The organism is Paraburkholderia sp. BR10954, assembly GCF_040965775.1.
In the GTDB taxonomy this organism is placed as follows: domain Bacteria; phylum Pseudomonadota; class Gammaproteobacteria; order Burkholderiales; family Burkholderiaceae; genus Paraburkholderia; species Paraburkholderia youngii.
Window position 1 is genome coordinate 1 of record NZ_JBFRCK010000187.1, and the last position, 892, is coordinate 892.

The window sequence follows — 892 nt, forward strand, 5'->3', positions numbered from 1 at the left end:
CACTGAGCGGGCCATGCGATGAAGACGCGCGCGCCGCTCAGTGACCGCGCGTGCGTGGCGCGGGCACTGGGGGTGTCGTGGGCGTGGCCAACTGCTCGATCAGAAATTCGACGAAAACCCGCACGCGCGAAGTCAGATAGCGCGCGTGCGGATAAAGGAGGATGAATGGCCGCGTACGCCCGCCCGCTTCGCGCAACACTTCCACGAGCCGACCTTCGCGCAGGTCGTCGGCCACGACGAAGCGATAAGTCTGAAAGAGACCCGCGCCGGCACGCGCGAGCGTCACGCCGGCGAGCGCGTCGCCCGAGGTTCCATAGCTTCCCCGGGTCAGCACGTCGCCATTTTCAGCCGAGCCCTCGAAGGTCCACGCGAGATGACGCCCGCTGCTCGGCATTTCGAACTGGATGCATTCGTGGGTCTGCAGGTCCTCGACGGTGTTCGGCACCCCCGCGCGTTTCAGGTAGGCGGGCGTCGCCACCACGACCATTTCCGCATCTTCGAGCTTGCGCGCGACGAGGTTTGAATCGGCCGGTGCGCGTCCGCGTATCGCTAGATCGAAACCTTCGTCCGCGAAGTCGATGTTGCGGTTGCTCAGGTGCGTCTCGACCTGGACTTGCGGATAGCGCTCGCGAAACGCCGGCAGCAGCGGCAACACGCGATAGTGCCCATACGGCGTCGGCATGCTGATGCGCAGCATGCCTGCCGGTGTGGTCTGCTCGCCTGTCACTTCGCGCTCGGCGTCCATCAGTTGCGACAACGCTTGACGGCACTGCTCGAAGTAGCGCCGCCCCGCGTCGGTCAGACGGATCTGGCGCGTCGTGCGCACGAACAGGCGCACGCCGAGCCGTTCCTCGAGCCGCGCCACCGAGCGGCTCACCGCCGCCGGCGTGAC

The 892-nt window shown here is 66.7% G+C and carries 1 protein-coding gene; it reads right to left on the reverse strand.

Annotated elements, in window-relative coordinates:
• Nucleotides 1–37: 37 nt before the first annotated feature.
• Nucleotides 38–892: LysR substrate-binding domain-containing protein (locus AB4Y34_RS41765; RefSeq protein ID WP_368719296.1), on the reverse strand; the 855-nt coding region annotated here is incomplete at its 5' end.